The organism is Asaia bogorensis NBRC 16594, from assembly GCF_001547995.1.
GTDB lineage: Bacteria > Pseudomonadota > Alphaproteobacteria > Acetobacterales > Acetobacteraceae > Asaia > Asaia bogorensis.
This window is the reverse complement of record NZ_AP014690.1, coordinates 424,214-441,048: the sequence shown is the minus strand read 5'-3', so window position 1 is coordinate 441,048 and position 16,835 is coordinate 424,214. Positions and strand designations below refer to the sequence as shown.

14 protein-coding genes are annotated in these 16,835 nt (G+C 60.6%); 7 read left to right on the top strand and 7 right to left on the bottom strand.

All coding sequences use genetic code 11. The features are described from left to right. Positions 1-41 precede the first annotated feature (41 nt). The 4 genes from Asbog_RS14720 to Asbog_RS01985 form a co-directional block, all read right to left on the bottom strand. The gene (locus Asbog_RS14720; RefSeq protein WP_255493486.1) at positions 42-164 is read right to left on the bottom strand and encodes a hypothetical protein; all 123 of its coding nucleotides are present in this window, start codon (positions 162-164) and stop codon (positions 42-44) included. 127 nt (positions 165-291) lie between these two features. Continuing rightward, a complete protein-coding gene (locus Asbog_RS01995; protein ID WP_062163899.1) occupies positions 292-1,317 on the bottom strand; it encodes an aspartate-semialdehyde dehydrogenase in 1,026 nt (341 codons plus the stop codon). 56 nt (positions 1,318-1,373) lie between these two features. Beyond that, positions 1,374-2,012, bottom strand: coding sequence for a 2OG-Fe(II) oxygenase family protein (locus Asbog_RS01990; protein ID WP_062163898.1), 639 nt, complete (start codon positions 2,010-2,012; stop codon positions 1,374-1,376). Between the two features lie 45 nt (positions 2,013-2,057). Next, on the bottom strand, positions 2,058-2,369 hold the full coding sequence (locus tag Asbog_RS01985) for a hypothetical protein (RefSeq protein WP_062163897.1): 312 nt from the start codon (positions 2,367-2,369) through the stop codon (positions 2,058-2,060). 272 nt (positions 2,370-2,641) lie between these two features. Here Asbog_RS01985 and Asbog_RS01980 point away from each other — a divergent pair, with 272 nt between their 5' ends. Next, positions 2,642-5,530: a 2-oxoglutarate dehydrogenase E1 component gene (locus Asbog_RS01980; protein ID WP_062163896.1), complete on the top strand. Its 2,889-nt coding sequence runs from the start codon at positions 2,642-2,644 to the stop codon at positions 5,528-5,530. 108 nt (positions 5,531-5,638) lie between these two features. After that, positions 5,639-6,802 (top strand): class C beta-lactamase, encoded by a 1,164-nt coding sequence (gene ampC / locus Asbog_RS01975; RefSeq protein ID WP_062163895.1) that lies wholly within the window; start codon positions 5,639-5,641, stop codon positions 6,800-6,802. A gap of 83 nt (positions 6,803-6,885) precedes the next feature. Here ampC and lpdA read toward each other — a convergent pair whose 3' ends face one another. Both lpdA and odhB read right to left on the bottom strand, forming a co-directional pair. Further along, a complete protein-coding gene (gene lpdA, locus Asbog_RS01970) occupies positions 6,886-8,307 on the bottom strand; it encodes a dihydrolipoyl dehydrogenase (protein ID WP_231944632.1) in 1,422 nt (473 codons plus the stop codon). A gap of 40 nt (positions 8,308-8,347) precedes the next feature. Continuing rightward, entirely contained in the window at positions 8,348-9,700 is a 1,353-nt protein-coding gene (odhB, locus tag Asbog_RS01965; RefSeq protein ID WP_062165652.1) for a 2-oxoglutarate dehydrogenase complex dihydrolipoyllysine-residue succinyltransferase, read from the bottom strand. A gap of 491 nt (positions 9,701-10,191) precedes the next feature. Here odhB and xylB point away from each other — a divergent pair, with 491 nt between their 5' ends. Beyond that, positions 10,192-11,682: a xylulokinase gene (xylB, locus tag Asbog_RS01960; RefSeq protein WP_062165651.1), complete on the top strand. Its 1,491-nt coding sequence runs from the start codon at positions 10,192-10,194 to the stop codon at positions 11,680-11,682. A gap of 50 nt (positions 11,683-11,732) precedes the next feature. Here the strand turns inward: xylB and Asbog_RS01955 are convergent, their stop codons facing one another. Continuing rightward, a complete protein-coding gene (locus Asbog_RS01955) occupies positions 11,733-12,551 on the bottom strand; it encodes an alpha/beta hydrolase (protein ID WP_146926436.1) in 819 nt (272 codons plus the stop codon). A gap of 141 nt (positions 12,552-12,692) precedes the next feature. Between Asbog_RS01955 and Asbog_RS01950 the strand changes: the two genes are divergently transcribed. From Asbog_RS01950 to Asbog_RS01935, 4 genes are all read left to right on the top strand, one after another. Beyond that, a complete protein-coding gene (locus tag Asbog_RS01950) occupies positions 12,693-13,172 on the top strand; it encodes a cupin domain-containing protein (protein WP_231944683.1) in 480 nt (159 codons plus the stop codon). Between the two features lie 94 nt (positions 13,173-13,266). Continuing rightward, positions 13,267-14,271, top strand: coding sequence for a LacI family DNA-binding transcriptional regulator (locus tag Asbog_RS01945; protein WP_062163892.1), 1,005 nt, complete (start codon positions 13,267-13,269; stop codon positions 14,269-14,271). Between the two features lie 125 nt (positions 14,272-14,396). Then, entirely contained in the window at positions 14,397-15,254 is an 858-nt protein-coding gene (aroE, locus tag Asbog_RS01940) for a shikimate dehydrogenase (protein WP_062163891.1), read from the top strand. A 98-nt stretch (positions 15,255-15,352) separates the two neighbouring features. Next, entirely contained in the window at positions 15,353-16,801 is a 1,449-nt protein-coding gene (locus tag Asbog_RS01935; RefSeq protein ID WP_062163890.1) for a sugar porter family MFS transporter, read from the top strand. The last annotated feature ends 34 nt before the right edge of the window (positions 16,802-16,835 follow it).

Here is a 16,835-nt window from a genome sequence, read left to right as displayed (position 1 = left end):
TCTCTCTATCGGCTTACTGACTCAGGAGAGACAAAAACCGCTCAGCGCGCTGACGGTTTCCGTTTGACGCGCACCGGAATGGCTTTGGGTACAGGCGCCATGCGCAGGAGACCAAGCGCAGCGAGGGCAAACAGACCAGCGGCCAGAGTGTCGATAACAGCCATTGTCATCTCCGTTCGGACCCTTGCAGCACAACCCTGCATCCGCCCTTGAAAGGAGTTTGGCACTGCGCCGGGTCTGCGCAATGCCAAAATTACAATAATGACAAATATGTAATATAAGAACCCGTAATTAGGCCTTCTGCTTGATCAGATCGAGCGCAATCAGGGCTTCAGCGATCTGTACTGCGTTCAGCGCAGCACCTTTGCGCAGATTATCCGAGACACACCACAGCGCCAGACCGTTCTCCACCGAGTCGTCGATACGTAGGCGCGAAACATAGGTCGCATCCTCGCCCACGCACTCGATCGGGGTGACGTAGCCGCCATCGTCACGCTCATCGCGCAGAATCACACCATCGGCCTCGCGCAGGGCCTCGCGGGCACGCGCCAGATCGACGGGTTCCTCACATTCGATATTGATCGCCTCGGAGTGACCGATAAAGACGGGCACACGCACACAGGTTGCCGCAACCTTGATGTCGGGATCGAGAATCTTGCGTGTCTCGACCGCCATCTTCCACTCTTCCTTGGTGGAGCCATCGGGCATGAAGCTGTCGATATGCGGAATGACGTTGAACGCAATCTGCTTGGTGAACTGGGCGATGGTCGGCGGATCGCCTACAAAGCTGCCCTTGCACTGGGCAAACAGCTCATCCATGCCATCCTTGCCGGCGCCGGAAACCGCCTGATAGGTCGACACCACGATACGCTTGATGGTGAACAGATCATGCAGCGGCTTGAGCGCAACCACCATCTGCGCTGTCGAGCAGTTGGGGTTGGCGATGATGTTGCGCTTCATCTTCTTCAGCGCATTCGCGTTTACTTCAGGCACCACCAACGGCACGTCCGGCTCCATGCGGAAATGCGAGGTGTTGTCGATCACGATGCACCCGGCCGCTGCCGCACGCGGCGCATGCACAGCAGAAACCGAAGCGCCAGGTGAGAACAGGGCAATATCCCAGCCGGTGAAGTCGAACGTCTCGAGGTTCTGGATCTTGAGAATTTTCTTGTCGCCAAACGAGACGTCCTGCCCCGTGGAGCGGGCCGAAGCCAGCGCTGCCACTTCGGACACAGGAAAATCTCTCTCGGCAAGAATGCGCAGGAGTTCACGACCTACAGCACCAGTCGCGCCAACGACCGCAACGCGGTATCCCATAATCACATTACCTCAGTCAGAATTCGATCGTCATCACGCCGGGCGTCATGACCGTTTCATCGGGCGAATGACAGGCGCTTGAACAGCGCTGACAGCCGATGACGGCGCAGTTCATAGCGCGCCTTGTTATTTGTGGCCATGTAATTCAGCTGAATAGTGTAGCGCGGACCGACATACTGCCTGTGACCGTGCCAGGTTTTCGGCCCATTCGGGAAAATCAGCAACGTACCGTGGGCGGGCTTCACCTCAACCTCGTAATCCTCAAGATTATCGGGGCCGTTCAGCAGGCGCAGGCAGCCTTCCTGTGCAGACCAGGCGGCGCTTTCGGGATTCAGGTAAAGCAGGATCGTAACGAGCTTGGCTTCTGAATCACGATGGATACGCCCGTCCTTTTCACGGGTGCGGCCGCGCAGGGTGAGCATGCTCGGTGCATCTTCGATATCGAGGCCGAATTTCTGCGCCACGATCTTCTTGAGCCGCGGCCCCTGCAGTTCCTTCGTCAGTGCCCTGACTGTCGGGTGCAGCCGCAGACCCTCCGGGGGGAAGGACCCGCCGGACTTCATCTCGGGCATCAGATTGATGAGTGTCTGGAGGTCCTCTTCGCGTACGAAGTTCGGGACAACCACATGTCTGAACGGTGCCTCGCTAATCGGGGTCCGTTCAAGGGCTTCATACTGAAGAGCGATCTGTGACATGGAGGGCGAGCCTATTCCTGCCCCCCCCGGCGCACAAGAGGCTTGCTAGCCCTTCATGCGGTGATGCAGGTGGCGCACCGCACTGTTGCGTACATACTGTGTATATCCTGCCCCGATACGGTCAGTATCGGAAAAGCAAGAACGCATGGACACAGCCCCTTCAACGGGCTTTTCGTCGGGGGTGTAGGCGGTTCTGACCAGATGGGGCGCGCGCGTGCAGCGCAAGGGGGCCCGGCTATCGAAATCGAGATGACGCCCCTGCTGCTCGACCGGGCGTTCGGGAGTCGCCCAGGCACAGGACACGCCCTGTGACAGTAGCGAAATCGTGAATACCGCGAGTGCGGGCATGCAGCGCATGACAGACCCCTCCAAACTGCAATATCGGAATATCATGTGATGGGTTAGACCACACGACGCTCTGGTGCGGAGTCTATAGACGGCAGGCAGGATTGAAAGTTTCGACTCTTTCTGATGCCGTCTGCAGAACGTGCGATTGTGAACTGAAATCGTTCGGAAAAGTTTTATGCTTGTTGCTGATCGGCAAGAGTTTCATGGTTGTTTTCGCCATGAGGGTGCCATTTTAAGTCGATATCCAGTTCCGGACGAGTCAGCCGGGGAGGGCTGCAAGCATGGGTGAGATCGGTTCGTTACCAACGGCGCTGAATGGCGCCAACACCGTCTATCTGGCGGATCTGCATGCGAAGTGGGCTGCCGATCCCCGCAGTGTGGACCCCTCCTTCGCCGATCTGTTCAGGGCACTCGATGCCGAACAGGAAGCAGCCCAGCAAGCCGCCAAGCTGAACCCCGCCGACCGGGCCGCCTGGGGTGAGCAGGCATCGCTGCTCGACGCACGCAGCCCTGCGGGACCGGCAGCCCGGGCCGCCGGCGAATTTTCGGCCACCGATCTGCTCTCAAGCGTGGATGACAGTGTTCGCGCCATTCAGCTTGTCCGGGCCTATCGTGTGCGTGGCCATCTTGAGGCGCGTCTCGATCCGCTGGGCCTGCAGGTTCCGAAATCCTACACCGAGTTGGACCCTGCGACATACGGGTTTGGTCCCAATGACCGCGACCGCCCGATCTATCTGGGGCAGATGGTCAGTTCGCTTCTGCCCGAACGCGCCAGCGCCACCATCAACGAGCTTCTTGCCGCGCTGCGCCAGACCTATTGCGGCCCGATCGGTGTCGAATACATGCATATCCAGGACGCGGCCCAGCGTCTGTGGCTTCAGCACCGCCTTGAGGGCGATGACTGGCGACGTATGTTCTCGGCAGCCGAGAAAAAGACCATCCTCAATCAGCTGACCGAGGCCGAAGGCTTCGAAAGCTTCTGCCAGAAGCGCTTTACCGGCACGAAGCGCTTCGGCCTTGAAGGCAGCGAAGTCACCATTCCAGTGCTCCATGCCATCATCGAGCAATCCGCGCAGCAGGGCACACGCAGCGTGTCTGTCGGCATGGCGCATCGTGGCCGTCTGAACGTGATGGCCAATGTGGTGCAAAAGCCCTTCGCCGCCATATTCTCGGAATTCGCCGGGGCCTCGTTCAAGCCGACCGATGTGCAGGGCTCGGGCGATGTGAAATATCATCTGGGCACCGCCGCCACGCTGCATGTCTCGAACGAGAAGGTGCGTGTCACCCTTCTGCCCAACCCATCGCATCTTGAGGCGGTCGATCCGGTCGTAGTGGGACGCGTACGCGCCATCCAGGATTCAGAAGGCTGTGTCGGGCTCGAAAACCGCTATCGCCATCTCGGCCTGCTGATCCACGGCGATGCCGCCTTTGCCGGTCAGGGCATCGTTTACGAGACGATGGCCATGTCCCAGCTCATTGGCTATCGCACGGGTGGCACGGTTCATGTGGTCACGAACAACCAGATCGGTTTCACGACCATTTCGGCCCATGCCCATTCGGGCTTTTACTGCACCGATATCGCCAAGGCCGTGCATGCGCCGATCCTGCATGTGAATGGTGACGAGCCCGAAGCCGCCGCCTATTGCGCGCGCCTTGCAGCCGATTACCGTCGCGAATTCGCGGCAGATGTGGTGATCGATCTGGTCTGCTATCGCCGTCATGGACATAATGAGGCCGACGAACCGGCCTTCACCCAGCCCACCATGTACAAGGCTATTGCCGCTCGCCCGACCACGCGCGCGCTCTATGCCAAGAAGCTGGCACGCCAGAAGGTGATCGATGCCGAGACGGCCGATGACCAGTTCCAGTATTTCCAGGATCATCTGCAGGAGCAGTTCGAGGCCGCTAAATCCTACGAACCCAGCCGCGAAGACTGGCTGGAGTGCAATCAGGACCCATCGCGCCTGTCTGACGAACCCCTGCGTGAGCAGCCGGTAACCGGCATCAGCATTTCGGGCCTGCAACGCGTGGGCGCAGCCCTGACGCGCATCCCGGAAGATTTTGCCCTGCACCCGCGCCTGCGCCGCGTCATCCAGGCACGTGGCCAGGCCATTGAGACGGGTGCTGGAATCGACTGGGCGCTGGGTGAAGCCCTCGCCTTCGGTTCGCTGCTGCTTCAGCATCATCCTGTGCGCCTGTCAGGCGAGGATTGCCAGCGCGGGACATTCAGCCAGCGTCACGCCGTTCTGGTCGACCAGATCAATCAGAGCGACTATGTGCCGCTGAACAACATTGCCGATGGTCAGGCCCGCATCGAGGTCTATAACTCGCTGCTGTCCGAGTTCGGTGTGCTTGGCTTCGAATATGGCTACACGCTGGCCGCACCCAACTCACTGGTACTGTGGGAGGCGCAGTTTGGCGATTTCGCCAATGGGGCGCAGGTCATCATCGACCAGTTCATCGCATCGGGCGAGACAAAGTGGCTGCGTACGTCGGGCCTCGTGATGCTGCTACCTCATGGTTATGAGGGCCAGGGGCCGGAGCACTCTTCTGCCCGTCTCGAACGCTATCTGCAGCTTTGCGCCGAGAACAATCTGCGCGTGTGCAATATCACCACCCCAGCAAACTACTTCCACGCCCTGCGTCGCCAGATTGCGCGTGAATGTCGCAAGCCGCTGATCATTATGACGCCCAAATCGCTGCTGCGTCACAAGGAGGCCGTGTCGGAACTGGCCGATTTCGGACCCGAAACACGTTTCCGCACCGTCCTGCCCGAGACCGATGCCCTGCTGCCCGATCAGGATATCACCCGCGTGGTGCTGTGCTCGGGCAAGGTCTATTATGATCTGCGTGCTGCCCGCCGTGACAGCAACCGTGACAATGTGGCGATCCTGCGCCTTGAGCAGCTCTATCCCTTCCCCCGTGATGTGCTGTCGCAGCAACTTGCCCGTTACCCCAATGCGCAGATCATCTGGTGTCAGGAAGAATCGCAGAATGGCGGAGCCTGGGCCTTTGTCGATCGTCGTATCGAGAACTCGGCCGAACGGTGCAATCACGCTCGTCCGCGCCCGATCTTTGTCGGCCGCAAGGCGTCTGCCTCGCCAGCCACCGGTCTTGCAAGCGAGCATCTGGCCGAACAGGCGGCGCTCGTGCAGGAAGCTCTGGGCTGATATTACTCCGGCGGGGCATCATGAGCCCCGCCCCGACGCCTTCAAACCAGGCGTTTTTCCGCCATCATAAGCTTGCACCATGAGACTATCCGAAAACGGGAGATACTCATGGTTCAGCGCAGGCACTCTTTCTTGAGGTTGCTGTCGGTCGCTTGTGGTTTGGCGCTTACGGCGCCTGCATGGGCTGATGATGTTGATAACAAGATCAAGGCTGCCTTTGCGCCACTGGCCAGCCGCTATAACGTGCCGGGTCTTGTGGTTGGCGTGACTCAAAATGGGGTTCATCATTTTTACGCGGTGGGGCTCGCCTCGCGGGCAGATCATCGACCGGTCACGCCTGATACGCTGTTCGAGCTGGGCTCGATGAGCAAGATTTTCAACGTTACCCTCGCCGCTCTTGCTGTTGACCACGGCAAGATGCGCCTGAGTGATACGGTCGCCCATCATCTGTGCAACGATCAATGCCGTATCGGTCATGATCTCACGCTTCTTGATCTGGCGACCCACCATTCCGGGGGCCTTCCCCTGCAGGTGCCAGAGACGGTCACTGGTATCAAGGGCCTGACCCGATGGCTCGAAGCCTGGCATCCGCCGCAACCCGGCGCGCGGAGTTATTCCAATATCAGCATCGGCCTGCTGGGCTACATCTCAGCCCAGTCACTAAGCATGACCTACACCAGAGCCGTTCAGACAGTCCTCTTCCCCGCGTTTGGACTGAGACACAGCTGGATCGAGGTACCGGCCAGTGAGATGAAAAACTACGCCTACGGCTATGACAAAAAGACCGATGCCCCCGAACGGGTGCACCCCGGTGTGTTGGCAACTGAGGCTTATGGCGTCAAATCGACACCCAGCGACATGCTGGAAATGCTGGATATCGAACTCGGTCTTGGCCATCCCCCGGATGACTTGCGGCGCGCTGTAAAGATGACGCAGCAAGGGCGCTACAAGACAGAATTCTTCACCCAGGACATGATCTGGGAGCATTATCCCTGGCCGACGCCTCTACAGCCGATGCTGCTCGGCAATGGCTATGATTTCATCATGAAACCGCATCCGGTTACGGCCATCGAACCGCATCAGGCTGACGATCAGAATGTCATTTTCAACAAGACTGGCTCAACCGACGGTTTTGGCGGCTATGTCGCAATGATCCCGAGTCAAAGAATTGGTGTTGTCATGCTGGCCAACAGAAATACACCGAATGAAGCCCGCGTCGAAGCGACCTATAAGCTTCTGAACTCCCTGATGGCCCCGACGAAGACAGAATGAAACCCGGTCGGCCGCGACATCAGACATCGACGAAAAATCGCCCTTATCATGCCCCGTGACAAACGGGGCATGCCTTGCCGCTCTCAGAGATGCAGGGCCCGGTCGAAAGCCCCCATAGACGCTTCCTTGAAGGCTTCGGACAGGGTGGGGTGAGCGTGGCAGGCCAGAGCAACGTCCTCGGCACTGGCCTTGAAGGTCATAGCCAACGTGGCCTCGGCAATCAGCTCGCCCGCACAGGCCCCCAGAATATGCACACCGAGAATACGGTCTGTCTTGGCGTCTGTCAGAACCTTTACGCCGCCATCTGTCGCCGCAATGGCACGGGCACGGGCACTCGCCATGAAGGGGAAGCTGCCCGTCTTGTAGGCAATGCCCTCCTGCTTGAGCTGTTCCTCGGTCTTGCCCACCATCGCAAATTCCGGCTGGGTATAGATAACCGAAGGGATTGCATCATAGGGAACATGCCCGACGCGCCCTGCCAGTTGCTCGGCAAGCGCCAGACCTTCTTCCTCGGCCTTGTGCGCCAGCATCGGCCCGGCGATGACATCACCAATGGCATAGATGCTGGGGCAGGACGTGCGGAAATGCCCGTCAACAGGAATACGACCGGCCTCGTCAGGATCGATCCCGACAGCGCCCAGATCGAGACCCTGCGTGTAGGGTTTGCGACCGATCGCCACCAGAACCACCTCGGCCTCCAGCGTCTCGGTTTCTTCCTTCCCAACCTTTTGCAGCGTCAGGGCGAGGCTTTCACCCTCTGTCGCCACCTTGGTCACGCGGGTGGAAAGGCGGAATTTCAGGCCCAGCTTTTCGAGCGAACGCTGGAACTGACGCCCCAGACCACGGTCGAAACCCGGCGCGATATGGTCGCCATATTCGATGACCGTCACTTCACTGCCGAGGCGCTTCCAGACGCTCCCCAGCTCCAGCCCGATCACACCCGCACCGATGACGGCCAGACGCTTCGGCACATTGTCCAGGCTGAGTGCGCCGGTCGAGGAAACAACGCGCTTCTCGTCAAAACTCACACCGGGCAGGGCTGCGGGGGCGCTCCCTGTCGCAATTACGATGGATTGCGCCGTCACTGTCTCGCCGTTGATTGTGAGGCTGTGCGGCCCCGTCAGAACAGCCTCGCCCACACGAAAGGTCACGTTGTTCTTGCGAAAGAGATAACCGATGCCTTTAACCGTATCGCCCACCACGCGCTCCTTGCGGGCCATCATCTGGCCAAGATTGAGCGTTGGCTTGACGTTATCGATGCCGAGCGACGCAAATTCGGTCTCGGCCTCGTGCAGGCGTTCCGAGCTGTGCAGCAGTGCCTTGGAGGGAATACACCCGACATTGAGGCATGTGCCGCCCGGCGTCTCGCGACGATCGACGCACAGCACCTTCAGACCACGCTGCGCGGCCTTGAGCGTACAAACGTAACCGCCAGGGCCTGCGCCGATAACGGCCAAATCGAAATCACGGGTTTCGGACATGGCAGCTGCTTTCTCTTCGGACATCGGGATTTTCAGGGCTCGGGCTTTTCAGACGTGACAGGCTTCAGACATCAAGCAGCAGGCGACGGGGGTCCTCGACATATTGCTTGACGCGCACAAGGAAGCTGACCGCCTCACGCCCATCGACCATGCGATGATCATAGGACAGGGCCACATACATCATCGGACGGATGACCACCTGACCATCCACGGCAACCGGGCGGTCCTGGATGGCATGCATCCCCAGAATACCCGATTGCGGCGGATTGAGGATCGGGGTGGAGAGCAACGAGCCGAACACGCCGCCATTGGTGATGGAGAATGTGCCGCGTGACAGCTCGTCGAGCTTGAGCGTGCCAGCGCGTGCGCGCGCACCATAATCGTTGATATGACGCTCCAGCTCAGCAAAGCTCATCTGATCGGCATCATGAAGCACCGGCACAACCAGCCCGCGCTCGCTACCCACAGCGATGCCCAGATTGACGAAGCGACGATAGATGATTTCGTCACCCTCAATCGTGGCGTTGATTGCCGGGAATTCCTGAAGCGCACGGATACAGGCGCGCGCAAAGATCGACATGAAGCCCAGCTTCACGCCGTGCTTCTTCTCGAAAATCTCGCGATATTCGGCGCGCAGGGCCTTGGCCGCGCTCATATCCACCTCGTTGAAGGTGGTGAGAATGGCTGCCGTGTTCTGCGCATCCTTGAGGCGGCGGGCAATGGTCTGACGCAGGCGCGTCATGGGGACGCGCTGCTCACGGCTGTCCTGCTCGGTCTTGCCCAGCAGGGTCGCAAGGGCGCTGGCCACCGCCGGTGAAGGGGCAGCCGGGTTATAGGCCGGTTCGGGCGTAGCCGTCTGTGCGGGGACTGCACCGGGTGCAGTCGCGGGCTTCTGCTCCATGTGCGTCAGCACGTCACCCTTGGTCACACGACCATCCAGCCCGGTGCCATGCGTCACGGATGACGGGTCGATATGTTCCTCCGCCATCAGGCGGGAGGCTGCGGGCATGGGGTCACGCCGGGCGGTACCTGCCGCGCCTTGCGCCGCCGCAGCAGGCTGGGCCTGCACGGGCTGGGCCGGAGCAGACTGTACCGGGGCAGACTGCACCGGCGACGACTGACCTGAAGCCGAGGCGGACGACGAAGCCGGCTTGTCGGCGGGTTTGGCATCGGCCTTGCCATTGGGGTCCAGCGTACCAAGCACGCTGCCAACAGCCACTTCGGCCCCCGAGGCCATAAGGTCATGGCCGAGCACCCCGGCCTGCGGCGCGGGAACCTCGACACTGATCTTGTCGGTTTCGAGCTCGACAACAGGCTCATCGGCGGCCACGGCCTGGCCGGGTTGTTTCAGCCAGCGGGTTATCGTCGCTGATGTGACACTCTCACCCAGAACCGGCACCCTTATCTCGACCGACATCATCTCTCCCTTAGCCCGCTCGGACTTCTGTCGTGCGTCTGTTCGACCCGCCATGCCATGACGGCCTGAGACTGGCGACCATAAACAGGAACAACCGCCATGCCTACTCCGGCACCGCTGTCACATCGTGCTGAAATGGGGATGAATGGCCGGAAATGTCAGGTTCCACCGCCCAGGGGGCCCATTCCGCCCCCTGATTTCACCCGATTGTGACGCGACAATCCTGCAAGGCGCGGTCTTTCATCCTGCCCCGAGGGCTTTACCTGAACCCGGAACGGGCATGCCCTTGCGGTCAGAGTCTGTGCGTCGGGAAAAAATAACCACGAAACCTGTACGCCATCTTGTCGCGTTTCCATTTCTGCCCCGACAGGATGGCGCGTGTCAGAGGCGGCGCTCATCTGCCTTTCGTCGACGCCACCCCTGATTTTCAAGCATCCCGCTCCCAGAAACCCAAGACGCTTTCAAGTCCCAGACCCGAGGTTCGCTGCATCATGGCATCTGACACACCCTCCAACGCCACTGCCGGTACTTATCTCGGCATTGATCTTGGCACGTCCGGAATCAAGGCTGTTCTGGTTGATACGAACCAGAAGGTGCTGGCTGCCCATACCGAGAAACTCGATGTCAGCCGGCCGCATCCGGGCTGGAGCGAGCAGGACCCCGAGGACTGGTATGAAGCCACCCTGCGCGCGCTTGATGCGCTTCATGCCAGCCATCCGCATGAACTGGCCGAACTCCGTGGCATTGGCCTGTCGGGGCAACAGCATGGTGCCGTGCTCATGGGTGCACAGGGCGAGGTCTTGCGCCCCTGCCTTCTGTGGAACGACACCCGGGCCGAGTCGGAGTGCTCGTTGTTCGAGCATCGCTTTCCGCTTTGTCGTCAGATCACCGGCAATATCGCCATGCCGGGATTTACCGCCCCCAAGGTCATGTGGGTGGCCCGTCACGAACCTGAGATCTTTGCAAAGGTAACGCATGTCGTCCTTCCCAAGGCGTGGCTCAGGTTTCGTCTCACAGGCGCGCTGATCGACGATATGTCCGATGCTTCCGGCTCTCTCTGGCTCGATACCGGGCGGCGCCTGTGGTCCGACGCAGCCCTCGAGGCCTCCGGGCTGCGTCTTGCCGCCATGCCCGCGCTTTGTGAGGGAACGGCGCCTGCCGGTCGGCTCGATGCGTCACTCGCCGCACGCTGGGGCATGAAAGGGGCACCGGTCTTCGCGGGTGGCGCAGGGGATAATGCTGCGGGTGCTGTCGGGCTTGGGGCCATTCACACGGGTGATGCCTTTCTTTCCTTAGGCACATCGGGGGTGATCTGGGTCACAACCGACAGCTTCCATCCGGGCGGCAACCACGCCATTCACTCCTTCTGCCATGCTGTCCCCGATCAATGGCATCAGATGGGTGTCACACTCTCAGCAGCGGCCTCGCTCGCCTGGTGGTCGCGTGTCACCGGCCTTGATGAAAAGACCCTCCTTGCCGAATTGCCCGAAGCCCCGCTTGCCCCCTCGCCCGTGTTGTTTGCCCCTTATCTGTCGGGCGAACGCACGCCGCATAATGACGGCACGGTACGCGGCGGATTTGTCGGGCTTACGCAGGACACGACACGCGCCCAGATGACGCAGGCCGTGCTTGAAGGCGTCGCCTTCTCGTTTCGCGACGCACTGGAGGGACTCGCCGAGTCTGGCACCGTGATCACTGAAGCGGATGTGATTGGCGGAGGGTCGCGCAGCCCGCTCTGGACCGCCATTCTCGCCAGCGTTCTGGGGGTCAGGCTGCATCGTCTGGCCAATGGCGAGCAGGGCGGCGCATTCGGCGCAGCACGGCTCGCCCGCATTGCCGTTACGGGCGAGGATGTCGCCAGTGTCTGCCTGCCGCCAGAGCGCGTGGCCACCATCACGCCGGATGAAACGCTGAGTGGCCCCTATCGTGCAGCCTACGCACGGTACAGAGCGCTTTATCCGGCTCTCAAATCCATTCCCTGATCATCCCACGCCGGAACGGGCAAGCGCCGGCGACGGCTCGAATATGTTCCTCAGGGCTCGGCCGGACAGACCCGGCCGATAAATCGCTGTAACACGGCAAGCCCACCGCTCTCGATCAGGGTGGAATGGCTGCCCTGTTGCGTCGTCCAGATCTGTTTCGGCTCGGGGGCGGCCTCGAATACTGCGAGGCTCTGGGCCGGTGGCACCGTATGGTCCTGCAATGTGCGCATCACCAGCAGCGGCATTTTCAATGCGGGAATACGGCCAAGCGTATCAAAGCGGCTGCGCAGGAGAAGCCGGACAGGCATGTAGGGATAACGTGAGGCGGCCACATCCACGATGCTTGTATAGGGCGCATCCAGAACCAGCCCGGCTGCCGGGAAAGCCAGGGCCGTGCGCAGGGCCACATTCGTGCCCAGGGACTCCCCATACAGAATGATCTGTCTCGGCTCGATGCCCTGCTGGCGCAGGAACGCCATTCCGGCAGCGGCATCCATCATCAGACCTGCTTCTCCCGGCTTGCCAGGATTACCGCCATAACCGCGATACTCAACAGCCAGAAGCCCGGTGTTTCCTTGCGCCATAAGGGCCAAGCGGCGCGCCCTGCTGGCAATCGTCCCGGCATTGCCGTGCAGATATATGATGACCGGTCCCTGCCCGACCGGCGGCCGGTAATAGGCTGAAAGCGCCAGCCCATCCTGCGTGTGCAGGGTGACGCGGCGCGCGCCGTCAATCAGATCGTCGGGGCTGGCGAGGGGTGTGGTGTCGGCAGGAAAAACCAGACTGTCCTGACGCAGGTACAGAAACGCCCCCATGACGAGATAGGCAAGAATGACGAGACCGACAAAAAGGGAGAGATATCTGATCAATTCAAGGGTCTCGGAACCAATGCGACGATACAAGCGTAAGCAGGGAAATGTGACCTGCCCATCCCCAGATTGTCGAGAGCCGGATCGATGAAATATTTATGGCCCGTACCCGTTTTTCTGGCTTTCCTCTCTACTGCCGTGATGGTGCAGGCTGCCGACAAGGCTCCCCCCAAGCCACTGCGCAGCTATCAGCATCTCTGGACAGACGACAACGGCGTGAGCCACATCGCCCGTTGCCCGGTGTCGAATTTCTTTCTCAAAAGCATGTCGCCGCCTGCCGGACCTCAATGGCAGGACCCCATGGAGCCCCAGACGGCAACCGTGATGATGACCGTGCAGCCGCAGCACTGGAATGGCGCATGGCACCCCGACCCCAAGCCGCAATGGATCATCCCGCTCAAGGGGCGCTGGTGGGTGCGCGCCATGGACGGCACGCGCGCCGAAATGGGGCCGGGCGATATTCTATTCGGTGAGGACCAGAATGTGCGCCCCATGGAAAGCGGCCCCTACAAGGGCAAGAAAGGCCATGACGCCGGCAATGTGGGTGATGATGAAGTAACACTTCTTGTCATTCAGTCCGCCAACCCACCCGAGCGCAACAAGCCTTGCCGCTACCACTGAGGGCCCTGCTCTTTCGTCACGTCAGGCCTTGTGCCCTGCACGCTGCGATCGGGCGGGATCGCGCAAGGGCCATGAACTGTGTCATGATCGCGCCATGACCAGACGTGTGATCACCTCTATCGATGTTGCCCGTCATGCCGGGGTTTCCCAATCGGCCGTCTCCCGCGCCTTTTCCACGACGGCCAGCATCTCGCCGGCCATGCGTGAACGCGTTTTCAAGGCGGCGGAAGAGCTCAACTACAAGCCCAACCGCATACCGGCCATCATGCTGACTGGCCGTTCGGGCATGATCGGCGTCATCGTCGGCGGGCTCGGTAATCCTCTTTACGGTTATGCGCTCGAAAAGCTCTCCGCAGGCATCAGGGAGGCTGGTTTTCAGGTCCTGCTGGTTCAGGTCATTGACGACGTGACGCTCGATGCTGCCCTCGACCAGCTTGCAAGCTATCGCGTGGACGCCCTTATCACGGCGCTGGCAATCGGCACTGAAGAGACGGTTCAGGCCATCTCGGCCCTGAATATTCCGGTCATCTGCTTCAACTCGGCGCTGACGGGGCCCGGAATCTCGTCGGTGCAATCCAGCAACACGAAATCCGGCCATCACGCGGCCACGCTTATGCATAGTCTCAAGGTGAGACATCCCGTCTGGCTGGCAGGCCCCCTCCAGAATGCCGCATCCCGCGCGCGCGAAGCCGGGTTCATGCAGGGCTGCGCTGAACACGCGCTTGAGGTCACCCGGATTCAGGGTGCCGATGACTATCAATCGGGGTTTGACGCCATGTCAGCCGCCCTCGCACAGGGCCATCACCCTGATGGGCTGTTTGCCAGTAATGACCTCATGGGGTGCGGCGCACTGGATGCGATAAGGCAACACACCGATCTGCGTTGCCCGGAGGATGTCGTGGTGATTGGCTACGACAATATCCCACAGGCCGCATGGCAGGCCTATCAGCTCAGCAGCTTCGACCAGCGCCCCGATGCGCTCGTTACCGCGGCTCTGGACATTCTTGCCCGGTCCTTCTCCACCCCGGATGAGCGTCTGTCCGAACGTCACAAGATCGAAGCGGAACTCGTGCTCAGGCGCAGCACCGGGCGGGTGTAATTCATCCTGTAACACTTGAATCCTGCAACCATCTTTCCTTCTGGCGTTAGTTTGCATAGCTATGCATTTCAGTTTGGGATGAGGAGGCTCTGTGCTCCCGTCCGGCCACCCCAGGAGATTGCCTCATGACAGACCGTTCCTTCCGTTCGACCCTGACCGGATCCTTTTCCACCCCCTGCGCGAAGAACCCCACCGTTGCGATGATGGAAGCGGGTTACGCCAAGGCCGGTATCGACGCCCGCTACATCAATTGCGATGTCAAACCGGAAAATCTGGCTGCCGCTATTGCTGGTGCAAAAGCGATGGAGTGGGCGGGATTCAACTGCTCCATCCCTCACAAGATTGCCGTGATCGATCATCTCGATAATCTGGCTGAGTCAGCCAAAATCATTGGCGCGGTTAATTGCGTGCAGATCCGTGACGGCAAACTGACCGGCAACAACACGGATGGAAAAGGCTTTCTGGCTTCGCTGCGCAAGGTGACAGAGCCCAAAGGCAAGACCATCGTCATTCTGGGCGCGGGAGGGGCTGCACGGGCCATTGCGGTGGAACTGGCCCTCGCCGGTGCCGCCAGAATCACCATTGCCAATCGCAGCCCCGACAAAGCTCAGGCCATTGCCCGGCTTCTCACCGAGAACAGCAAGGTCGAGGCCCATGCCATGACATGGGAGGGCGAGTTCGTCGTGCCGGAGGGCACCGATGTGCTGATCAACGCGACTTCCATCGGTCTGGGCGACGCCGAAGCAATACCCGCCGTTAAAATTTCGAGCCTTGGTCATGCTGCCATCGTGGCCGATGTCATCCCCAACCCGCCCATGACAAAGCTGCTGCGTGAAGCAAAGGCACAGGGCTGCCAGACACTCGACGGACTCGGCATGCTGGTCAATCAGGGCATCATCGGGGCGGAACTCGTGCTCGGTGCAAAGCTCTCGCCAGACGTTATGGAAAAGACGCTCGCCACCCTGTTCAGGGCGCAGGACTGACCCCAAACGTCGATGAAGCCGAGAGAGCGCCATGCTGACACGGCGCCTCTCAGGCTCCTGACACCACACGCAACGCGCACCCGTCGAGGAGCAGGATGATGACTGACTCACATGACGCGCAGCCGCCATCGCACCCCGAGACTGTCGAAGTGGCCCTGCGGCGCCTTGAAAAAGCGCCCGACCAGCGTGACCACGCGCATCGTATGGTGGCCCTTGCAGCAGCCATTGCTGCCATTGGCGGACTGCTTTTCGGCTACGATACCGGCATCATCGCCTCAGCGCTGATCTATATTACCCATAGTTTCAGCCTCGACAGCACGGGACAACAGGGCATCGCCGCTGCACTCAATCTGGGTGCCGTGTTCGGGGCAGTCATGAGCGGCCCGCTCTCAGACAGGATCGGCCGTCGCTCTTCGGTGGTAAGTGCCGCACTGGTCTTTATCCTTGCCTCGCTGGGCTGTGCGCTCTCACCGGATGAAACATGGCTGATTGTCGCGCGCTTCGCGCTGGGCTGGGCTATAGGCGCCACAACACAGATCGTCCCCGTCTATGTGGCTGAACTGGCCCCGGCAGAGCGTCGTGGCGGGCTGGTTTCACTCTTCCAGCTCGTTTTCTCGCTTGGGCTGCTCGTCGCATTCTTCACAGGGTATTTTCTCGCCGGGCCTGCCGATTGCTGGCGCCTGATGTTCGGGCTTGGTGTCATCCCGGCGATCTTGCTGGCTCTGGGCATGATGTTTCTGCCCGAAAGCCCGCGCTGGCTGCTCGAACATGGGCGCGAGGCGCAGGCTGTGGCCGTGCTGTATCGCCTGCGCGGTCATCACGAACCCATCCGTCAGGAGCTTGACGCCTTGCGTGATGCACAGTCGAAATCCGCCGACATACCCGGCTGGTCGGCCCTGCGTGCACGCTGGCTCCGCCCAGCGCTGATTGCTGCTATCGGGCTTGCTGCGCTGTCACAGCTTTCGGGCCCGAATGTGATTGTCTATTATGCGCCCATCATTCTTTCCGAGGCCGGGCTGGGCCATGCGGCCTCGCTTCTTACCTCGGTGGGCGTGGGGGTCACATCGACAATAACCACCCTCATGGGGATCATGCTGATCGACCGCGTCGGCCGACGACGCATGCTGCTGGTCATGCTTCCTTTCGCTGCCCTCGCCCTGTTCGGGCTTGGGGCCTTGTTTCTTGACCACGCGCCCCTCGGTGGAACGCGGCTCGTCCTCGTCATTATTGCGTTGCTGGCCTATATCTTCTTCAATTTCGGCTCGCTCTCGGTTGCGGTGTGGCTGATTGCCTCCGAGGTTTTTCCGCTGATCATACGCAGCAAGGCTATGGGGCTCGCCAGCGCCACGGTCTGGCTGTCTGACACGCTGGTCTCGCTGTTCACCCTGTCACTGGTTCATGATTTGGGGCGGAGTGGCACATTCTGGCTTTTCGGCGCCATCAACGCCCTCGCTTTTCTGTTCGTCCTGCGCTTTGTGCCCGAGACGAAAGGCACCACGCTCGAAGCTATCGAGACCCGTTTGCGTGAGGGGCATTTCCGCCCCTGATACGCTTCCCGACCCGAAGCGGGGGGCCTGTAGC

Bases quoted from the DNA above. Each gene is read 5' to 3' on its own strand.
- Asbog_RS14720 (WP_255493486.1), bottom strand. From the start codon at position 164: ATGGCTGTTATCGACACTCTGGCCGCTGGTCTGTTTGCCCTCGCTGCG.
- Asbog_RS01995 (WP_062163899.1), bottom strand. From the start codon at position 1,317: ATGGGATACCGCGTTGCGGTCGTTGGCGCGACTGGTGCTGTAGGTCGT.
- Asbog_RS01990 (WP_062163898.1), bottom strand. From the start codon at position 2,012: ATGTCACAGATCGCTCTTCAGTATGAAGCCCTTGAACGGACCCCGATT.
- Asbog_RS01985 (WP_062163897.1), bottom strand. From the start codon at position 2,369: ATGCGCTGCATGCCCGCACTCGCGGTATTCACGATTTCGCTACTGTCA.
- Asbog_RS01980 (WP_062163896.1), top strand. From the start codon at position 2,642: ATGGGTGAGATCGGTTCGTTACCAACGGCGCTGAATGGCGCCAACACC.
- ampC (WP_062163895.1), top strand. From the start codon at position 5,639: ATGGTTCAGCGCAGGCACTCTTTCTTGAGGTTGCTGTCGGTCGCTTGT.
- lpdA (WP_231944632.1), bottom strand. From the start codon at position 8,307: ATGTCCGAAGAGAAAGCAGCTGCCATGTCCGAAACCCGTGATTTCGAT.
- odhB (WP_062165652.1), bottom strand. From the start codon at position 9,700: ATGTCGGTCGAGATAAGGGTGCCGGTTCTGGGTGAGAGTGTCACATCA.
- xylB (WP_062165651.1), top strand. From the start codon at position 10,192: ATGGCATCTGACACACCCTCCAACGCCACTGCCGGTACTTATCTCGGC.
- Asbog_RS01950 (WP_231944683.1), top strand. From the start codon at position 12,693: ATGGTGCAGGCTGCCGACAAGGCTCCCCCCAAGCCACTGCGCAGCTAT.
- Asbog_RS01945 (WP_062163892.1), top strand. From the start codon at position 13,267: ATGACCAGACGTGTGATCACCTCTATCGATGTTGCCCGTCATGCCGGG.
- aroE (WP_062163891.1), top strand. From the start codon at position 14,397: ATGACAGACCGTTCCTTCCGTTCGACCCTGACCGGATCCTTTTCCACC.
- Asbog_RS01935 (WP_062163890.1), top strand. From the start codon at position 15,353: ATGACTGACTCACATGACGCGCAGCCGCCATCGCACCCCGAGACTGTC.